The sequence below is a fragment of the Seohaeicola saemankumensis genome (assembly GCF_042678485.1).
GTDB classification, from domain to species: domain Bacteria; phylum Pseudomonadota; class Alphaproteobacteria; order Rhodobacterales; family Rhodobacteraceae; genus Seohaeicola; species Seohaeicola saemankumensis.
In genome coordinates, this window is record NZ_JBHTKR010000005.1 from 383,513 (window position 1) to 400,564 (window position 17,052).

At 63.6% G+C, this 17,052-nt stretch carries 14 protein-coding genes; 5 read left to right on the forward strand and 9 right to left on the reverse strand.

Translation table 11 applies throughout. From position 1 onward, the window contains the following. Window positions 1–23 precede the first annotated feature (23 nt). Window positions 24–854, forward strand: coding sequence for a BKACE family enzyme (locus tag ACFQ3C_RS14205; protein ID WP_380793108.1), 831 nt, complete (start codon window positions 24–26; stop codon window positions 852–854). Between the two features lie 33 nt (window positions 855–887). Here the strand turns inward: ACFQ3C_RS14205 and meaB are convergent, their stop codons facing one another. Then, on the reverse strand, window positions 888–1,871 hold the full coding sequence (gene meaB / locus ACFQ3C_RS14210) for a methylmalonyl Co-A mutase-associated GTPase MeaB (RefSeq protein WP_380793110.1): 984 nt from the start codon (window positions 1,869–1,871) through the stop codon (window positions 888–890). Window positions 1,872–1,971: 100 nt separating this feature from the next. Between meaB and hrpB the strand changes: the two genes are divergently transcribed. From hrpB to ACFQ3C_RS14225, 3 genes are all read left to right on the forward strand, one after another. Then, entirely contained in the window at window positions 1,972–4,434 is a 2,463-nt protein-coding gene (gene hrpB / locus ACFQ3C_RS14215; protein ID WP_380793112.1) for an ATP-dependent helicase HrpB, read from the forward strand. A 148-nt stretch (window positions 4,435–4,582) separates the two neighbouring features. Then, window positions 4,583–5,041, forward strand: a complete 459-nt coding sequence (locus tag ACFQ3C_RS14220; protein WP_380793114.1) for an NUDIX hydrolase — start codon at window positions 4,583–4,585, stop codon at window positions 5,039–5,041. Window positions 5,042–5,130: 89 nt separating this feature from the next. Beyond that, window positions 5,131–6,612, forward strand: coding sequence for an inorganic phosphate transporter (locus ACFQ3C_RS14225; RefSeq protein ID WP_380793116.1), 1,482 nt, complete (start codon window positions 5,131–5,133; stop codon window positions 6,610–6,612). 78 nt (window positions 6,613–6,690) lie between these two features. On the opposite strand, the gene argF is transcribed toward ACFQ3C_RS14225, so the two are convergent. The 3 genes from argF to ACFQ3C_RS14240 all read right to left on the reverse strand — a co-directional run bounded on the left by argF (window position 6,691) and on the right by ACFQ3C_RS14240 (window position 10,012). Then, window positions 6,691–7,617: an ornithine carbamoyltransferase gene (gene argF / locus ACFQ3C_RS14230; RefSeq protein ID WP_380793118.1), complete on the reverse strand. Its 927-nt coding sequence runs from the start codon at window positions 7,615–7,617 to the stop codon at window positions 6,691–6,693. Window positions 7,618–7,735: 118 nt separating this feature from the next. Beyond that, window positions 7,736–8,917 carry an aspartate aminotransferase family protein gene (locus ACFQ3C_RS14235; RefSeq protein ID WP_380793120.1) on the reverse strand — a complete coding sequence of 394 codons (1,182 nt, stop codon included), beginning with the start codon at window positions 8,915–8,917 and terminating at the stop codon, window positions 7,736–7,738. 291 nt (window positions 8,918–9,208) lie between these two features. Beyond that, window positions 9,209–10,012, reverse strand: coding sequence for an ABC transporter permease (locus ACFQ3C_RS14240; protein ID WP_380793122.1), 804 nt, complete (start codon window positions 10,010–10,012; stop codon window positions 9,209–9,211). A gap of 177 nt (window positions 10,013–10,189) precedes the next feature. Here ACFQ3C_RS14240 and ACFQ3C_RS14245 point away from each other — a divergent pair, with 177 nt between their 5' ends. Continuing rightward, window positions 10,190–10,819: a GcrA family cell cycle regulator gene (locus ACFQ3C_RS14245; RefSeq protein WP_380793124.1), complete on the forward strand. Its 630-nt coding sequence runs from the start codon at window positions 10,190–10,192 to the stop codon at window positions 10,817–10,819. A 131-nt stretch (window positions 10,820–10,950) separates the two neighbouring features. Here the strand turns inward: ACFQ3C_RS14245 and ACFQ3C_RS14250 are convergent, their stop codons facing one another. The 5 genes from ACFQ3C_RS14250 to ACFQ3C_RS14270 form a co-directional block, all read right to left on the reverse strand. Continuing rightward, complete coding sequence (locus ACFQ3C_RS14250; protein WP_380793126.1) at window positions 10,951–11,928, reverse strand: hypothetical protein; 978 nt, start codon at window positions 11,926–11,928, stop codon at window positions 10,951–10,953. A gap of 175 nt (window positions 11,929–12,103) precedes the next feature. Beyond that, on the reverse strand, window positions 12,104–12,550 hold the full coding sequence (locus tag ACFQ3C_RS14255; protein WP_380793128.1) for a hypothetical protein: 447 nt from the start codon (window positions 12,548–12,550) through the stop codon (window positions 12,104–12,106). Between the two features lie 121 nt (window positions 12,551–12,671). Further along, window positions 12,672–13,745, reverse strand: coding sequence for an acyl-CoA dehydrogenase family protein (locus ACFQ3C_RS14260; RefSeq protein ID WP_380793130.1), 1,074 nt, complete (start codon window positions 13,743–13,745; stop codon window positions 12,672–12,674). Window positions 13,746–13,748: 3 nt separating this feature from the next. Continuing rightward, window positions 13,749–14,936 (reverse strand): acyl-CoA dehydrogenase family protein, encoded by a 1,188-nt coding sequence (locus ACFQ3C_RS14265; protein WP_380793132.1) that lies wholly within the window; start codon window positions 14,934–14,936, stop codon window positions 13,749–13,751. A 1-nt stretch (window position 14,937) separates the two neighbouring features. After that, window positions 14,938–17,037, reverse strand: a complete 2,100-nt coding sequence (locus ACFQ3C_RS14270; protein ID WP_380793134.1) for a 3-hydroxyacyl-CoA dehydrogenase NAD-binding domain-containing protein — start codon at window positions 17,035–17,037, stop codon at window positions 14,938–14,940. Window positions 17,038–17,052 lie beyond the last annotated feature (15 nt).

Sequence of the window (17,052 nt, forward strand, 5' to 3'; positions counted from 1 at the left end):
CGCGCAGCAGAAAGCCCCGTGCCATGACCAAACCCTGCATCATCTGTGTCGCCATCACCGGGTCCGTCCCGACAAAGGCTGACAACCCCGCCGTGCCGATCACCGTCGCCGAGCAAGTCGAAAGCACGCAGGAGGCATTCGAGGCCGGCGCCACCATCTGTCACGCCCATGTACGCAACGATGATGGCACGCCCTCATCGGACCCGGAAAAATTTGCCCGTCTCAAGGAAGGTCTGGAAAAGCACTGCCCCGGCATGATCATCCAGTTCTCGACCGGTGGACGCTCCGGCGCGGGCAAGACGCGCGGCGGGATGCTCAGCCTCAGGCCCGATATGGCCTCGTTGTCGGTCGGGTCCAACAACTTCCCCACCCGCGTCTACGAGAACCCGCCGGATCTGGTCGATTGGCTGGCCGCGGAAATGGTCAAATACGATGTGAAACCCGAGATCGAGTGCTTCGACCTCAGCCATATTCACCAGGCCGCCAGGATGAACCGCGACGGGCGCATTCCGGGATCGCTTTACGTGCAGTTCGTGATGGGCGTGAAAAACGCCATGCCCGTGGACCGCGAGACCTTTGATTTCTACATCAAGACCGTCGAACGGCTGATGCCGGGCGCTGAATGGTGCGCGGCCGGGATCGGACCGGGACAGATCGTCCTGAATGAATGGTCCGTCGCCGCCGGTGGCCATACCCGCGCCGGGCTCGAGGATAACATCAGGCTGGATCGTGACACCTTGGCGCCCTCCAACGCGGCTCTGATCCGGCGTATCACCGACCTGTGCGAGACATACGAACGCCCCGTGGCAACCCCGGCGCAGGCGCGTCAGATACTGGGTCTGCGCCCGGCATGACACAGCGCGTTTGACGCAACACGATTGCGCGCATCAGCGGTTTGCGCGCAATTTTTCCAGAATTTCCAGTGCGGCAGCGGTAGGTGTGACGCGCCCTTGCGCCACTTCGCGCCCCATGTCCTGCATCAGCGCCCTGACCTCGGGCTGGTCCAACTGGGCCAGCAAGCCTTGCCGCACCTCCTGCCCGAACCAGTATTCCGCCTGCGCGGCACGGCGCGACGCGAAATGCCCGGTCTCGCGCCGCCATCGGGTCAGCGCCCGCATCTCGGACCAGGCCGTTTCCAGCCCTTCGACCTGTAGGGCCGATACGGTCATGGCCTTGGGAAACCCCTCGGGGTCCTGCGGCCGTTTGCGCAGCAACCGCAATGCACCCGCATAATCCGCGCAGGTCCGTTGCGCCGCCGCTTTCAGATCGCCATCGGCCTTGTTGACCAGGATCAGGTCGGCCATCTCCATGATGCCACGCTTGACGCCTTGCAACTCGTCGCCGCCGGCAGGGGCCAACAGCAGCACGAACAGGTCCGACATCTCTGCCACCACGGTTTCGGACTGCCCCACACCCACGGTTTCGATCAGCACCACGTCGAACCCGGCCGCCTCGCACAGCGCCACCGCCTCACGCGTGCGCCGCGCCACCCCGCCCAGATGCGATTGCGCGGGCGAAGGGCGGATAAAGGCGTTCGGCTCGCGGCTCAGATGTTCCATCCGCGTCTTGTCTCCCAGGATCGAGCCGCCCGACCGGGCCGAGCTTGGGTCGACCGCAAGAACCGCGACGCGCAGCCCCTCGCGCAGCAGCATCAGGCCGAAACTTTCGATGAAGGTGGATTTGCCCACGCCCGGCGTCCCCGACAGCCCGACGCGCAATGCCTGGCTGTCAGAAGTCTCGCGCAGGATCTCGATCAACGCTGTTGTCTGGGCGCGGTGGTCGGCGCGACTGCTTTCGACCAGCGTGATCGCACGGGCCAGCGCGCGGCGGTCCTGCGCCATGATGCGCCGGGCAAGCTCGGTCATGTCCATCGGGTCGATCCTTCGTTCTGTCCGGTCTTCATGCCTTGGCAGGCTTGGCCTGTCCAGTCAGGCGATGGACGGGGCGTGTGAAATCGCTGATAAGGCGGGCATGCACACCGCCCTTCCGATCCATGATGCCCTGGCCCCGCTGATCGCGGCCCTGCACACCCATGGCCGCGCCGTGCTGCAGGCGCCCCCCGGTGCAGGGAAAACCACGGTCGTGCCGCTGGCGATGCTGGAGGCAGGCTTGACCACGGGCCGCATCCTGATGCTGGAACCCCGCCGCCTTGCCGCCCGCGCGGCAGCCGAACGCATGGCCGACACCATGGGTGAACCCATGGGCCAGACTGTCGGCTACCGCATCCGGGGCGACAGCAAGGTGAGCGCGAAGACCCGGATCGAGGTGGTAACCGAAGGGATCCTGACCCGGATGATCCAGTCCGATCCTGGTCTGGCGGGCGTCGGTGCGGTGATCTTCGACGAATTTCATGAACGTTCGCTGAATGCTGACCTGGGGCTGGCGCTCTGCCTTGAAATCGCGGGCGCGCTGCGCGACGATCTGATCCTGCTGGCCATGTCCGCCACGCTGGACGCAGAGCCCGTTGCCGCGCTGATGGGCGATGGCATCCCGGTCATCACCTCGGAAGGGCGCAGCTATCCGGTGGATCTGCGCTGGCTGGACGCACCCCTGCCCAAAACCGCCCGGATGGAAGAGGCCTGCGCCGATCTGGTCGTGCAAGCCCTGGGCGAAACCCAAGGCGGCGTGCTGGTCTTCCTGCCCGGCGAGGGCGAGATCCGGCGGGTTGAAGCGCTTTTGTCCAAACGCCTGCCCGCAGGCTGCGCCATCCGCCCGCTGTTCGGCGCGATGGATTTCGCCGCCCAGCGTGCGGCTATCGCGCCAGTCGCACCAGGCCAGGGGCGCAAGATCGTGCTCGCCACCTCCATCGCGGAAACCTCACTGACCATCGAAGACATCCGCGTTGTCGTCGATGCAGGCCGGTCCCGCCGCGCCCGTTTCGATCCCGGCGCAGGGATGTCGCGACTGGTCACCGAACGCGTGACGCGGGCCGAAGCCACGCAGCGCGCCGGCCGCGCCGGCCGTGTCGCGCCGGGGGTCTGCTATCGCCTCTGGACGCGGGGCGAGGAAGGCGCGCTGGCCGCCTATCCCCCCGCCGAGATCGAGGCGGCCGATCTGTCAGCTCTGGCACTGGAACTGGCCCTCTGGGGGGCAACACCGGATCAGCTGGCCTTTCTCACACCGCCCAACGCGGGCGTATATGCCGAAGCGCAAGCGCTTTTGCAGATGCTGGGCGCATTGGACAGCACGAACCGGATCACAGCCCACGGCCGCACGCTGGCAGCCCTGCCCTTGCATCCGCGTCTGGCGCATATGCTGGCCCTCGCCGGACGCCAGGCCGAGCCGCTGGCGGCGCTGCTGGCGGACCGCGACCCGCTGCCACGCGGCGCCCCGGTCGATCTGACCCTGCGGATCGAGGCGATCACCGACCTGCGGCGCTACAATGACACGCGCCCCCATCCCGCCAATCGCGCCGCTGTCGAACGGATCAAGGCCGAGGCAAAGCGCCTGGCCGCCGGCGCCGGGGACGGCAGCACCGGCAAGATCGGTCTGGCTGAAATGGCGGCACTGGCCTATCCCGACAGGATCGGACAGCGGCGCAAGGGCGATGCGGCGCGCTTCATCCTTTCGGGCGGGAAAGGCGCTGTTCTGGACGATCACGACCCGCTGGCAGGCACGCGCCTGATCGTCGCCACCGACCTTGACGGCAACCCGCGCGAGGCCCGGATCAGGCAGGCGACGGCGATATCAGAAGGCGCCCTGCGCGGCCTCTTTGCAGATCAGATCGGCTGGATTGAACTGTGCGAATGGTCCCGTCGCGAACGTCGCGTCATCGCGCGGCGGCAGGAGCGTTTCGGCGCCCTGGTCCTTGATGATCGCACCTGGTCCGATGCGCCCGCCGATATGGTCGCCCGCGCCATGCTCGACGGTGTGCAGGATCTGGGCCTGTCACCCTCGCCCGCAGCACAACGCTTTCGCGCACGTGTGGCGCTTGGGCGCAAGGGTGGCCTGGACCTGCCCGACATGTCCGATGCCGCGTTGATGGACGGTCTTGGCGACTGGCTGCTGCCTCATCTGACCGGGGTCCGAAGCGCCGCGGATTGGAAAACCTTCGACCTTCTGCCCCCGCTGCGCGCAATGCTGGACTGGGACAGGCAACAGGCCCTTGACCGCGCGGCGCCGTCGCATTTCACCACGCCACTGGGGCGCAATATCCCGATCGACTATGACGGTGAGACACCCGCCATCGAACTGCGCCTGCAAGAGATGTTCGGCCAGACAACCCACCCCACCGTGGCAGGGCAACCGCTGCGCGTCACGTTGTTGTCCCCCGCGGGCCGGCCGGTGCAGACCACCATGGACATTCCAGGGTTCTGGGACAGCTCTTACGCCGATGTCCGCCGCGACATGCGCGGACGCTACCCCCGCCATCCCTGGCCCGACAACCCGCGCGAAGCCGATCCCACCCTGCGCGCCAAACCGCGCGGCACATGATATCTGCCGCTTTTTTGCGCCATCCGGACCAGTGCACTGCCCAGCAAATGCGCATTACTTTGCGTTTTCGCCCCGCACACGGTAAGATCAGAGAATAACGACAAAAAGAAACGGGCAGAAACTGCCAGGCAGGCGCGGACGATATCGTATGTTTAATCCATTGAAAGCAGCTTGGACCGGTATGGTCCAACCCCTTATGGCACGGCCGAAGCGATTGCAGGTCGCGGCCCTTTGCTTGCGCGGCGACGGCGCGGACCGCGAGGTTCTGCTGATCACCTCGCGCGACACTGGCCGCTGGATCCTTCCCAAGGGATGGCCCATCGACGGGCTGTCCGCCCCCGGCGCCGCCCTCCAGGAAGCCTGGGAAGAGGCCGGGGTCAAGACCGGCCGCATCGCCGAAGAACCGATCGGCAGCTATGACTATGCAAAGCGGATGGAAGGCGGCGTACCCGTCCCGGTCGAGGTGAAGGTCTTTGTCGTCACGGACGTGCAGATGTCCGAAGACTACCCCGAAGCCGACGAACGCAATCGCCGCTGGTTCACCCCGCTCAAGGCCGCCACCCTTGTGGACGAGCCCGGCTTGCAGGAAATCCTGCGGGCATTGTAACGGTTTTGTTACAATTTCATGACGCATTGCTTGAATTGAAGGGCAAACCCCTCTAGGGCCGTGACTGATTGTTAACGGAACAAGGGCGCATGACGATGTCAGAGCATGGCAACAGCTGGGCCACGCTGGACAAGGACCTCAACCGCATCTCCAGGGTGGAATCCGCGACGGCCTATGTCTCGCGCCCGCTGGTGGGCATGGGGATCGCCCTGGCCTTCATCGTTCTGGCTGGGCTGATGGCCGCCATGCTGATGGGCACCGAGGACCTTAACATCGTGGTCGTCGCGGCGGCCGTTTTCGGGGCCTATATGGCGCTGAACATCGGTGCCAACGACGTGGCCAACAACATGGGCCCGGCCGTGGGCGCCAATGCCCTGACCATGGGTGGCGCGATCGTGATCGCCGCGATCTTCGAAAGCGCCGGCGCCCTTCTGGCGGGGGGCGACGTGGTATCGACAATCTCGCGCGGGATTATCGATCCGGCCGGTATCGCCGATCCGCGGACCTTCGTCTGGGCGATGATGGCGGCGCTGATCTCGTCGGCGCTATGGGTCAATCTGGCCACATGGATCGGCGCGCCGGTCTCGACGACACATTCCGTGGTTGGCGGTGTGATGGGGGCCGGTATCGTCGCGGCCGGTCTTGGCGCGGTCAACTGGTCCAGCATGAGCGCGATTGCCGCCAGCTGGGTAATTTCGCCCCTGCTGGGTGGCCTGATCGCCGCGGCCTTCCTGGCCCTGATCAAAAGCCGGATCATCTACCGCCAGGACAAGATCGCGGCGGCACGTGTCTGGGTGCCGATCCTCTTGGGCATCATGGCCGGGGCCTTCGGCACCTACCTCTCGCTCAAGGGGCTGAGCAAGGTCGTCAAGATCGACATCGGCACGGCGCTTCTGATCGGACTTGCCGCAGGGATCATTTGCTACGCGGCCTGCGTGCCCCTGATCCGTCGCCAGTCAGAGGGCATGGAGAACCGGAACAAGTCGCTCAAGCTGCTGTTCGGCCTGCCGCTTGTCTTCTCGGCCGCGCTTCTGTCCTTCGCCCATGGCGCCAATGACGTGGCCAATGCGGTCGGGCCGCTGGCTGCCATTGTTCATGCGATCGAAGATGGCGGCACCGCGGCCAAGGTCTCTATCCCGACCTGGGTCATGGTGATCGGGGCGTTCGGCATCTCCTTCGGGCTGTTCCTGTTCGGCCCCAAGCTGATCCGCATGGTGGGCAGCCAGATCACCAAACTCAACCCGATGCGCGCCTATTGCGTGTCACTTTCTGCGGCCATTACCGTGATCGTGGCCAGCTGGCTGGGCCTGCCTGTCAGTTCCACCCATATTGCGGTGGGCGCGGTCTTCGGTGTGGGCTTCTTCCGCGAATGGGATCACGACAGACGCGCCCGCAACGGCAGCCACATCCCGGCAGAGGCCAAGCGCATCGCCCCCGAAGAACGCCGCCGCCGCAAGCTGGTGCGCCGCTCGCATTTCCTGACAATCATCGCGGCCTGGGTGATCACCGTTCCGGCCGCCGCCCTGTTGTCCGGTGTCATCTTCCTTGGCCTGTCCAGGCTGCCGGGCTGATCCCGCCCGGCAGTTTCTTCTTGCCCGAAATATCCCGGGGGGAGTCAGCAGGACGGGGGCAGCGCCCCCCACCGGTGATCACAGCCGCAGGCACCAGCGCATGATCGCCTTTTGCGCATGCAGGCGGTTCTCGGCCTCGTCGAAGATCACGGAATGTGGCCCGTCCATCACGGCGCTTGTCGCCTCGTCATCGCGATGCGCGGGCAGGCAATGCATGAAGAGCGCGTCAGGTTTGGCACGCGCCATCAGCGCTTCGTTCACCTGATAGGCGCGCAGCTGGTTGTGCCGCCGCTCACGCGCGGACTGGGGATCGTGCATGCTGACCCAGGTGTCGGTCACCACCAGATCGGCCCCTTCGACAGCCTTGAACGGGTCGCGCTCGATGGTGACGCTGACGCCTTTGGCGCGCGCTTCCTCGATGAAGACATGTTCGGGGTCCAGCGGCGGCGGTCCGGTGAAGACCAGATCGAAACCGAACTGCCCTGCCGCCTGAGCGAAACTGGCAAAGACATTGTTGCCATCCCCCGACCAGACCACCTTGCGCCCGCGGATCGGGCCGCGATGCTCCTCGAAGGTCATGATATCCGCCATGATCTGGCAGGGATGGGTGCGGTTTGTCAGCCCGTTGATCACTGGAACCGTCGCATATTCTGCCATTTCCAGCAGCGTCGCCTCCTCGAAGGTGCGGATCATGATCATGTCCACATAGCGCGACAGCACGCGGGCCGTATCAGCGATGGTTTCGCCATGCCCCAGTTGCATGTCCGCGCCGGACAATACCATGGTCTGCCCGCCCATCTGGCGCACGCCCACATCAAAGGACACGCGCGTACGGGTCGAGGGTTTCTCGAAGATCAGCGCGACCACACGACCCGCCAGCGACTGATCGTCATCCGGCATGCCCTTTGGCCGACCGGCCCGGGCATCCTTGATCGCGCGCGCATCGTCGATCATGTGGCGCAGATCAGCAGAGGAGGTTTTGTTGATATCCAGAAAATGCGGCATGACAATCGGTTCCTGAAACCCGGAAGGAAGGGGGGCCGACCCCCCAAACGTCGAACTCTGTTCGACGATGTTCAACGTCGTCGAACGTCCCCCCGGGATATTTATGGCAAGAAGAAGCTCAGGCGGTTTTCACCTCGAGCGCGGTAGCAGCACGGTCAAGGCGGTCGATCGCCTCGGCAATCTCCTCTTCCGACAGGTTGAGCGGGGGTAGAAGGCGGATGACATTGTCACCGGCGGGAACAGTGATCAATTGCTGGGCATAGCCCGCGGCCACGACATCGAGGTTTGAGGGCTTGCATTTCAGGCCCAGCATCAGGCCGGTGCCGCGTACGGATTCAAAAACGTCCGGATGCGCGGCAACAAGCCCCTCGAGCTTCTGACGAAGCGCGCCGGCGCGGGCGCGCACCCCCTCCAGAAAGGCCGGATCGGCCACGATCTCCATCACGGCCATACCCACGGCACAGGCCAGCGGGTTGCCGCCATAGGTCGACCCATGGGTGCCCGCGGTCATGCCGGATGCCGCATCTTCGGTCGCCAGAACGGCCCCGAGGGGGAAACCGCCGCCGATGCCCTTGGCAACCATCATGATATCGGGTGTCACCCCTGCCCATTCATGGGCGAACAGACGGCCCGTGCGCCCCATGCCGCACTGCACCTCGTCCAGGATCAGAAGCGTTCCGGTCTGGTCGCACAGCGCGCGCAGGCCCTTGAGGCATTGATCCGGCAACGGGCGGATCCCGCCCTCGCCCTGGATCGGCTCGATCAGGATGGCGGCGGTGCGCTCGGTGATGGCCGCATGCAGCGCATCATGATCGCCCCAGTCCAGATGCACGAACCCCGGCAGCAGCGGGGCGAATCCCTTGACCATCTTTTCCGACCCGGCGGCGGCAATCCCCGCCGAGGACCGGCCATGGAACGAGCCATTGAAGGTGACGATATCCGTCCGCTCCGGCTGGCCTTTGTCATACCAGTATTTGCGCGCCATCTTGACGGCCAGTTCGCAGCTTTCCGTGCCCGAATTGGTGAAGAACACCGTATCGGCAAAGGTCGTCTCGACCAGCTTGTCGGCCAGCGCCTGCTGCTGCGGGATCTGGTAGAGGTTCGACACATGCCACAGCTTGCCGGCCTGTTCGGTCAGCGCGCTCACCAGCGCGGGATGGGCATGTCCCAATACGTTCACCGCGATCCCTGCCCCCATATCCAGGAAGCGTCGCCCGTCAGCCTCGACCATCCAGCTTCCTTCGCCCTTCACGAATTTCAGGGCGGCGCGGTTATAGGTTGGCAAAACGGACGGGATCATCGCGATCTTCCTTTCATGGCAAGGCCCTGTGAGTGCATCAGGAGGGGCCTCAAGTCAACAATCTCGAAGGAAATGCGCCTACTGACGCAATAAATGGCAAACACTGCCTTCGATGGGATGGTCGGGGGTGGGTTGCGCCGCAGCGCATAGGGCAAAGCTGTGCCGCCGTCAGGCGCGTGTGCGTCGACGTCGGCTGATCACGGAAAGGCGGTTGCTTTTGCTCATGCCTGTTTGCATATCTTCAATCCGGCGACACGCCAAGATGGAATCTTGCAGACAGCCCGAAAAGGGTCACGCCTTCAGCCGATACCCGCTGCGGAACATCGCCCATGCGACAAGACTGACCGCGACAGTTGTCACGGAACAGACGGCCAAGCCCAGCCAGGGCGAGCTGTCAGACACACCCAGCACGCCAAAGCGCACCCCGTCGATGAGGTAGAAGACCGGGTTCACATGGGTGATCTCGTAGATCACGGGGGGCAGGGCCGCGACGGAATAGAAGGTGCCGGACAGGAAAGCCAGCGGCGTGACGATGAAATTGGTGATCGCGGCCATCTGGTCGAATTTGTTGGCAAAGACGCCCGCGACCAGACCGACCGCCCCCATCAGGGTGGACCCCAGGATCACGAAGACCAGCGCCCAGAGAGGATGGGCAATCGGAATGCCCAGCACCAGCAGGATCCCGAGGCCGATGGCCAGTGCCACGGCCAGCCCCCGCGCAAGCCCGCCCGCCAGGTAGCCGATCACCAGCTCTCCCGCTGACAGGGGTGGCATCAGCGTGTCGACGATATTGCCCTGCACCTTCGAGATCACGATAGAGGATGACGTATTGGCAAAAGCGTTCTGGATCACCGTCATCATCAGGATCCCCGGCGCGATGAAGGCGGTGAAGGATACGCCCAGCACCTCGCCCCGGTTGGGTCCGATGGCAATCGAGAAGATCAGCAGGAAAAGCGCCGCGGTCACAAGCGGCGCCAGAAGTGTCTGCGTCCAGACCGAGACGAAGCGCATCACCTCACGCAGGGCAAGGGTGTAAAGACCCAGCCAGTTCACGCGGCCAAAGCGGCGGTTTCCCATGTCCAGTGTCTGCGGCATCGGGGTTCCCTCGTGGTTGCGCCCCCGGAAGGGCATTGGCGGCGCCGGGGGCACCCTTACGCAGCATGGGCGTGATTCGGCACCTTGTAACTCGGCAAGGGTTGTTTAGAATAGGACGCTCTGAGATGACAGGGCGGCCCCGGGCAATGCGGGCCGCCTTTTGGGTAAGGAAAGACCATGTCCTGGACCGACGAGCGCGTTGAGCTTTTGAAGAAAATGTGGGGCGAAGGCCAGTCGGCCAGCCAGATCGCCAAGGAACTTGGCGGCGTGACGCGCAATGCCGTGATCGGCAAGGTTCACCGCCTTGGCTTGTCCAACCGCGCAGGCCCGACCCCGGCACCGGCCACACCGACGGCCGCAGGTGCGGCCGCCAAGACCGAGACCAAGGCCAAGGCCGCGCCGAAACCGGCCGAAGTCAAGGCAAGGCCCGCCGCAAAACCCGCAGCTCGCCCGGTCGAAGAAGACGTGCAGGAGGCCGGTGATGACGAGGACACCGATACCCGTCCCGTGACCGTGCCGCATACCCGCAAGGCCATCATCCCCGCAGGCCAGCCATTGCCGCCGCAGCCCTCGGCCAACGAGATCAGCCCCGAGGCTTTGGCCAAAGTCAGCGAGATCGAGAAGAAGGCCCGCCGCCTGACCCTGATGGAACTGACCGAGCGGACCTGCAAATGGCCCGTGGGCGACCCCGCAACCGAGAATTTCTGGTTCTGCGGCCTGCCGACCCAGCCAGGCAAACCCTATTGCGAGGCCCATGTGGGCGTGGCCTTCCAGCCCATGTCCTCGCGCCGCGACCGCAAGCGGTAAGCGACATTCTGGCCCGCCCCACGATGGGAAATTTTCCAACCCCTTTGTTTTCAAGGGTTGGAAAATTGCATCAGGGATATTTTAGCGGTTTTGGGGGCTGTCGGCTCCACCTCCCGGCACTCTGTCAGCCCCTAGGGTGCAAGACTTGCAAAACGGATGCTCTGAACGCGATCAGCCTGCCCAAACCCGATCACGGCAGACCATGTGATTGCCGTCTTTTGCGTATCCAGGCAAACGTGAGACAAGATTTCGTGCCCGTTGTCCGCCTGCCCGCTTGGCATGCGGCCCAGTATCCCGATCACCTCATCACGCGACAGACCGACCCTCAGGCCAGACGGCGTGTCCCAGTCTGGGGATGTCGAGACCATGCCGACGACAAGTTCATGCAGAATGTCGATTTGAAGGCCCGGAACGGTCATACGATCCATCCGGTGACCGGAAAAAGCGATCTCGTCCGTCGCTTCCGGACTGCCCAGCTTGCCAAGTTTCTCTAGCGGATCACCCAACTGGACGCCATCGAACCGGAACTCGGACGCCGGCAGGCAATCCTGCACGATCCCCTGATACACATGCTCCATCAGGACCGGCGGTGGTGTGGTTTGATCAAGGACCGGCACCCAGGACTGTGTCCCTTCGTCCCATTCCTGCCTTGCAGCCAGCTTCGCGTCATAAAGCCCGCCACCAAAAGCATAGCTCACTGTTTCAGGCACGCAATCTAGCCTGCCGAGCGTGTTGCCGTTCTGTGCAATATCGATCCATCCGAAATGCCAGTCTTCACGCTGCATCTCCTCATCGGAAAACGGTCGATCGAAGCCTCCGACAACTTCGTAGCTATAACCTTGGTTGTAGAAAATGACGCTTTCCACGATCGCCTTTCCCAGGCCCGACCAGGGCCTGAAATCGAGATTGGCGATCGTTTCCGACAGGATCAGGTCTGGAGCCTGGCCAATGGAGCCGTAGCTGTAGGTTGCAAACTGGTCATCATGGCAAACAAGGACTTCGGTATTTCGGCCCTCAATCCGGCAAGATGTGAAAACATCCTGCCCTTGCGAACAGGCGGCACCTGCTTCTGCGGCGTGAATGATCCCGAAACACAGATTGCCGATCACCACGAACCGTTTCAATTGCCGAACCCCTTTACCCACATGTGTCGACTGACGGGACGATGAACAACTTGGGCGCCATCGAAGTCAACCGGAACCATGGCTGACCCGTGTTTCGCCCCTGCATGCGCGATACTACGATGCACAGGAGGCTTGGTATCGGACAGCCCCCCTGCGCCCGCTATTCGACAAGATCAAGGCGTCTTGCTGCTTGCTCTACCGCTTGCATGGCATCCAGCGAAGGGCTTGCCGCGCACAAATTGGAGAGTTCAGAAAAAAGGTCAGCTTCCGCTCCTGATGTCGAAAGAGAATGCGGTCTGGAAAAATCGAACCCGCTCAACCCGTTATCCTGAATGAACCGAAGGATCAAAACGACGATGGGCAAGTCTTCGGTCCGTGGAAGCCCAAGGTCATCGGGAAAGACGCCTGTTTTGCGATACCGGGCGATCGCTGCGTCATGAAACGAGGCGATGATCTCCTCGTGTCGTTCACCGAGTTCAGCGCAATTCAAATTGATCAGTTCATCGGCGGAATAGGTCCGAATCTCAGCTGTGCGCCCCCGGAAGTACAAACCCGATACAACCAGTAAAATGAATGAAAACAGAACGATACCGGGAAAGAATTTCATGCTGGAGTCTAAGGCCACATAAGACCGCCAGTCAATGCGCCACGACAGGGGCGCGGGGTGGCACATAAAGCAAAAAGGGCACCCGAAGGGGTGCCCTTTCGTTGTTTCAGTCGTTCGGTGCTTACGCCGCCTTCAGCCCCGCCATCACGCGCGACAGGTGATAGTCGGTATCGCCAAGCTGCGCGTCCAGCATCACCAGACGCTTGGCGTAATGCGAGATCGGGTATTCCCATGTCATCGCGATACCGCCATGCATCTGGATCGACTCCTCGGCCACAAGGCGCGCGGCGCGGCCGATCAGGTTTTTCGCCATGGACACGAAACGCGCGGCATCCGGCCCGTCAAGTTCCGCCGCCGCCTTGATGGTGATTGAGCGGGACTGCTCGATCTCGGTCAGCATGTCGACGGCGCGGTGTTGCAGCACCTGGAACTTGCCGATGGGCACACCGAACTGCTTGCGGGTACGCAGGTAGTCGAGCGTGGTGGCATGGGTCACTTCCATCGCGCCCACGGCCTCGGCGCAGAGCGCAAGCGCGCCCGCATTCAGCGCATCGGTCAGCGCATCCGACGCATCGGCCAGCAGCAGCTTGGCGGGCGTATCGTCCAGCAGCACCTCGGCCGCGCCGCCGCCGTCCATCATCGGGTAACCGGCGATCTGGGCATCTGACGCCTGCACCTCGAACAGGGCGGGTTTGCCATCCAGCATCGCGGCCACAAGGATCACATCTGCCGCCTGCCCGCCATAGACCGCGGATTTGCGGCCCGACAGCACATGGCCGTCACCCTTGGCCGTCGCGGTGCAGGCGATCTGGTCCAGCTCATAAGGCGCCTCAACCTCGCCGATGGCCACGGCGTATTTGGTGGCGCCGGACAACAGCGCCTCCTGATCGGCGCCGACCTTGGTCATAAGACGGCTTGCCATGGCGGCCCCCAGCATCGGTTCGGGTGTCAAGGCGCGGCCCAGCGCCTCGAACACCACCATGATGTCGAAGCCGGTGCCGCCAAAGCCACCCGCATCTTCCGGAGCCAGCGCAAACAGCGTCCCCAGTTCGGCCAGTTCTTCCCATTTCGCGGGATCGTGGCAGGGCAGTGCATAGGCCACCTTGTTGCGGTGATCGACAGGGTATTTGTCGCCCAGATAGCGTGTCAGGCTGTCCTGCAGCATCCGGCGGTCTTCGGTCAGGTTAAAGTCCATCGGTCACAGCTCCAGCATGGTTTTGGTCAGGATGTTGCGCTGAATCTCGTTCGAGCCGCCGAAGATCGAGGTCTTGCGGTTGTTGAAATAGCGCGCGGCGTTGTTCGACGTGCCCTCGGGGCCGAACATGATGTTGCCATCGGTCATCGAGCCGGGGAAGGGTGCGGCCACAGGGCCCAGCGCGCGGCGCGCCAGATCCTTGAGTTCCTGATGGATCACCGTGCCCTTGATCTTGAGGATCGAGGTTTCGGGGCCGGGCGCGCCCTGTTGCTGTGCCTTGAAAAGCATCCGCAGGTTGGTGATCTTCATGGCTTCAAGGTCGATTTCCGCCTGTGCGATGCGCGCGGCGAAAAGCGGATCCTCGATCAGCGGGCGACCGCCACGGCGGATCTTGCGGGCCAGTGCCTTGACCTCTTCCAGCGACTGCATGGAAAAGCCGACGCCCGCGATGCCGGTGCGTTCATGGGTCAGCAGGAACTTGGCGATGGTCCAGCCCTTGTTCTCCTCGCCCACAAGGTTCGAGACGGGGACGCGGACATCGGTAAAGAACACCTCGTTCACCTCGTGGCCGCCCTCGATCAGGCGGATGGGGCGCATTTCGATGCCGGGCGTGTCCAGATCGACCAGGATGAAGCTGATACCTTCCTGCTGCTTGGCATCAGGGTCGGTCCGGCAGAGGCAGAAGATCTTGTTAGCATGCTGACCCAGCGTGGTCCAGGTTTTCTGGCCGTTGATCACGTAGTGATCGCCGTCACGCACCGCGCGGGTCTTGAGGCTGGCAAGGTCCGATCCGGCGCCTGGTTCGGAATAGCCCTGACACCACCAGTCGGTTCCGTCCAGGATGCGCGGCAGGATCGTGTCCTGCTGTTCCTTGGTGCCGAATTTCTGCAGCACCGGCCCCAGCATGTTCAGACCGAAGGGTACGATACGGGGGGCGTAGGCGCGGCAGCATTCTTCCTCGAAGATGTGCTTTTGCACCGGGGTCCAGCCCGGTCCGCCGAATTCGACGTCCCATGTGGTGGCCAGCCAGCCCTTGGCGTTCAGGATGGCATGCCATTCTTCCATCATCGCCTTGGTCAGTTCGCCGCCAGTGCGTACCGCCTCAGAGATCCGCTTGGGCAGGTTCTCGGCCAGATAGGCGCGCACCTCGTCACGAAATACGATTTCCACGGGGGAAAAACTCAGGTCCATCTCAGGCCTCCTTGTTCATGTCAGCAAAGGATGTGCCGTTCGCGGCCATCTTTTCAAGCAATGCGGGGACCTGCCAATAGGTCGCATCCTCCTTGGCATAGTCCTTGATCCTGGCCACCAGGGCAGCAGCGCCGATGGTGTCGGCGTAATGCAGCGGCCCGCCGCGGTGGCGGGGGAAGCCATAGCCGAACAGGAACACCATATCCACGTCCAGCGGGCGGCGGGCGGTGCCATCCTCGACCACGCGGGCGGCCTCGCTGATCATGGCGGTCATGTAGCGGTCCACGATCTCCTGATCGGTGAAGGGGCGCGGGGTGATGCCGGCCTTTTCGCGTTCTTCAGCGATGAACCTGTCCACGGCGAGGTTGGGGGTGATGTCTTTCCCCTCGTAGACATAATAGCCCTTGCCGGTCTTGCGCCCGAACCAGCCTTCCTCGCAGATGCGGTCGGCGACGGCACCGGCATAGCGTTCTTTCGGGTCGCGGGTGGCGGCCTTGCGCTTGCGGGTCATCCAGCCGATATCGAGGCCCGCCAGATCGCCCACCTTGTGCGGCCCCATGGCAAATCCGAACCCTTCCAGCGCGGAATCCACCTGCTGCGGCGTGGCGCCGTCCAGCACCAGATAGGACGCCGTCTTGCTGTAATGCGCCAGGATGCGGTTGCCGATGAAGCCGTCGCAGACACCGGCGCGCACGCCGACCTTGCCCAGTTTCTTGGCCAGCGCAAAGCCGCTGGCGACGACATCAGGCGCGGTCTTGTCCGCCACCACGATCTCCAGCAGGCGCATCACATGGGCCGGGCTGAAGAAATGCAGGCCGATCACATCCTGCGGGCGCGACGTGACAGCGGCGATTTCGTTGATGTCGAGATAGGAGGTGTTGGAAGCAAGGATCGCGCCGGGTTTGCAGATCGCATCCAGCTTGCCGAAAATGTCCTTTTTGACGCCCATATCCTCGAATACGGCCTCGATTACCAGATCGACATCCGCCAGCGCCCCCATATCCAGCGATGTCGTCAGCATCGCAAGGGTCGAATCGCGCTTGTCGGCCTTCAGCTTGCCGCGCTTGACCGCGCCATCCAGATTGCCGGTGATGGTGGCGATACCACGATCCAGCCCGTCTTGCGCCACTTCGACCAGCGTGACCCTGAGGCCCGCCAGAAGGCAGGCGGTTGCGATCCCGGATCCCATGGTGCCGCCGCCGATCACGCCCACATGGGTGATGTCGCGCGCGGGGCCTTTCGCCTCGGGGATGTTGCTGACGGCGCGTTCGCCGAAGAAGGCGTGGATCAGGCCCGCGCGCTGCGGCGTGTTCATGCAGTCCATGAAGGCGGCGCGTTCGATCTTGAGGCCCTCGGCCATCGGCAGGACCGCGGCGGCGACCGCCTCGACGCATTTGTGCGGCGAGTAGAGGTGGCTTTGCGTCTTTTTCAGATGTGCTGCGGTCTGATCCAGGGCTGCCTGATCCGGCACGACCGCGATCTGGTCGGTGCGGCGGGTTTTCAGCGTGCCCGCGATCACGTCCTGCGCGGCTTTCAGCGCCACCTCTCGCGGGTCGCCCGATTCCAGCCGGTCGATGATGCCGGCCTCGAGTGCTTCCTTGGCGGGAACCTGACGGCCCGACAGGATCATCTCAAGCGCGAAGGGCACACCTGTCAGGCGCGGCATGCGCTGCGTGCCACCGGCACCGGGCAGAAGGCCCAGCAGGATCTCGGGCAGGCCGACGCGCAGCCCTTCGATCCCGATGCGGGCATGGGTGGACAGGCCCAGTTCCAGCCCGCCGCCCAGTGCTGTGCCGTGCAGCACGCTGATCACGGGGATCGCTGACGCCTCGATGATGTTGAACACATCCGGCAGCGCGGGCGGCACGAAAGGCTTGCCGAATTCACGGATATCGGCCCCAGCCACGAAAGTGCGCCCGGCGGCATAGATCGCGACGGCCTTGGCCGTGCCTTCGGCATTGATCTGCGTGATCGCATCCTGCAACCCCTGGCGCACGGCCTGCCCGGTCGCATTGACCGGCGGATTGTCGATGCGGATCAAGGCGACATCGCCGACCCGCTCGATCGAGATCTTGTCATTGATAGCGATAGTGTCAGACATTTCATCCTCCCGAAT